We start from the raw sequence: 2557 nt of genomic DNA on the forward strand, positions 1-2557 counted from the left end.
TTTTGCCAAAAACGGGAAAAGCATCGAATGCTGTGATGGTCTGTGTTGAGGATGGGCTTGGAAAGTCCGTTTTGCTCGAAGCGACCTGTCCTGTCGTACGGGTGTCGGCATGATTCTCCCGTGGGGTATTATGTTTTCCGAAGAATAAAACGCCGCGTGAGGGGAGGGCTGCGTGGACGGGCACGTGCAACATGACGGCTTTGGCCGCGATATCAACTACCTGCGCATTGCCGTTACCGACAAGTGCAATTTCCGCTGCATTTACTGCATGCCGGCCGATGGCGTGGCACCCCGCGCGCACGACGAGCTGCTCAGCGCCGAGGAAATCGCCCGCTTTGTGCGCTTGGTAGCGGGGGAGGGCATTCGCCGCGTGCGTCTGACGGGTGGCGAGCCGCTGGTTAGCCGCCGCATCATTCCGCTCATTCGCGACATCCGCGCGATTCCGCAGATCGAGGACATCTCGCTCACCACCAACGGTGCCCTGCTGCCCAAGCTGGCGCCGCAGCTCAAAGACGCGGGGCTTAACCGCGTTAACATTTCGCTCGACACGCTCGATTCTACGCTCTTTGGAAAGATCACGCGCTTGGGTCGGCTCGAACAGACCATGGCTGGCATCGACGCGGCACTGGCTTGGGGCTTTGAGCCCGTTAAGGTCAACTGCGTTGTTGTGCGCCGGCTCAACCAGGATGTGGCGGCCCTCGCGCGGCTTACGCTCGACCGCCCCATCCACCTGCGCTTTATCGAATACATGCCCATTGGCGACGAGCGCACGAGCTCGCATTGCGCTGTGGACCCGCATGCGCCCGCGCTCAATCCGGCGCTGTGGGACGCGAGCGACACCGTGCCGAGCAACGAGCTACGGGCGCGCATCAATGCCGGGGCCGCCGCGGCGGGACTGGGCGAGCTCGAGCCGCTCGACATGAACGACGCTCCTGCCGGCGCGGGTCCTGCGCGCTATTGGCACTTTCCGGGCGCGGCGGGAACGGTTGGCTTTATTAGCGCCATGTCCAACCATTTTTGTGCGAATTGCAACCGTCTGCGCCTGACGGCCGATGGCAACGTGCGTCCGTGCCTGTTTAGCGATGCCGAGTATTCGGTGCGCGACGCCCTGCGCCGTGGTGATGATATGCAGGTACTTTCGATTTGGCGCGATGCCGTCGCCCACAAACCGCAGGAACACGCGATAATTGAGGGCACGCAACGATTTATGTCCCAAATCGGAGGATGATCATATGGCCAAGAGCAGGTACGCCGATGCCACCAAGGCCGCTCGCAGGGCCGCGATGTCTGCCCACAAAGTCACGGCTGCGGCCGGCGATGCCGCCATGGTCGCGCAGCCGACTGTCAGCGCTGTCTCCGAGCCCGCCCGTGACGCCCGTCGCGACGAGCTGACGCACGTGGACGCCAAGGGCGAGGTGCGCATGGTCGACGTGTCCGACAAGGCCGAGACCCATCGCATTGCCATCGCCGAGGGCACCATCCTTATGCACCCCGAGACGCAGGCCATGGTGCTGCAGGACCGCGCCAAAAAGGGCGACGTGCTTGCCTGCGCGCGCGTGGCAGGCATCATGGCCATCAAGCGCACGAGTGACATCATTCCCATGTGCCATCCGCTGCTCATTACCAAGAGTAAGTGCGACATTGCGCCCATCGCTCCGGCGGGGACGCCGGCCGAGGACGTGCCTGAGGGCTGGGCGCCGGTGCGCGCGGACGGACAGGTTGGCTTTCACGTGCTGGTCACGGCCGGCGTGACGGGCAAGACGGGTATCGAGATGGAGGCGTTGACCGGCGCGAGCGCCGCGTGCCTAACGATCTTTGACATGTGCAAGGCCGTCGACCGCGGCATGGAGATCGTCGACGTGCGCCTGCTGCACAAGGAGGGCGGCCGCTCGGGCGTGTGGGATCGTGCAGAGCGTCAGGCCGCTGCTGTTGAGGCTGCGGGCGTCGACGGCAGCGCGCCCTCAAGCGCGCCTGCTTCGGTCGCACCCATAGCTCCCGCCCCGGCCGTCCCCGCGATCGCGTTTATCGGCTACCAAAACTCGGGCAAGACCACGCTCGTCGAGAAGGTTATCGCCGAGCTCACCCGCCGTGGCCTGCGCGTGGGTTCGCTCAAGCATCACGGGCACCACGGCTTTGATATCGACGTGCCCGCTAAGGATACCTGGCGCCATCACCAGGCTGGATCCAAACACGTGGGCCTCATCTGCGCCACGCGCTGGGCGGAGTACGCCGACACGCGCGAGGAGGACGAGATGCCCGCGCGCGAGCTGCTGTCGCGTTACAACGATGTCGATGTGGTGATCATCGAGGGCTACAAGACCGAGGGCTTCGACAACATCGTGGTCGCGCGCTCCGGTGTCGACCGTCTGCGCGGCAAGAGCTCGCTCGACCTGGTCGACGGCCGCACGCTAGCCCTTGCCTGCAACGAAGCCCTGGCACGCCAGGCATTCGATGCCGGCTTTGCGACCCGAGCCATCAACATCAACGACGCCCGAGCCATCTGCGATCTGATCCAAGATCATCTGGCCTAAAACCTGCTAAAAAGGGACAGGTTTAT

2 protein-coding genes are annotated in these 2557 nt (G+C 63.9%); both read left to right on the forward strand.

Annotation, left to right across the window (positions count from 1 at the left end; all coding sequences use genetic code 11):
* Positions 1-172 precede the first annotated feature (172 nt).
* Positions 173-1228 (forward strand): GTP 3',8-cyclase MoaA, encoded by a 1056-nt coding sequence (gene moaA / locus SFLMC1_RS02550; protein WP_226798383.1) that lies wholly within the window; start codon positions 173-175, stop codon positions 1226-1228.
* 4 nt (positions 1229-1232) lie between these two features.
* Positions 1233-2531 carry a molybdopterin-guanine dinucleotide biosynthesis protein B gene (mobB, locus tag SFLMC1_RS11400; protein ID WP_222837965.1) on the forward strand — a complete coding sequence of 433 codons (1299 nt, stop codon included), beginning with the start codon at positions 1233-1235 and terminating at the stop codon, positions 2529-2531.
* Positions 2532-2557 lie beyond the last annotated feature (26 nt).

The organism is Collinsella aerofaciens (assembly GCF_901212495.1).
GTDB lineage: Bacteria > Actinomycetota > Coriobacteriia > Coriobacteriales > Coriobacteriaceae > Collinsella > Collinsella aerofaciens_H.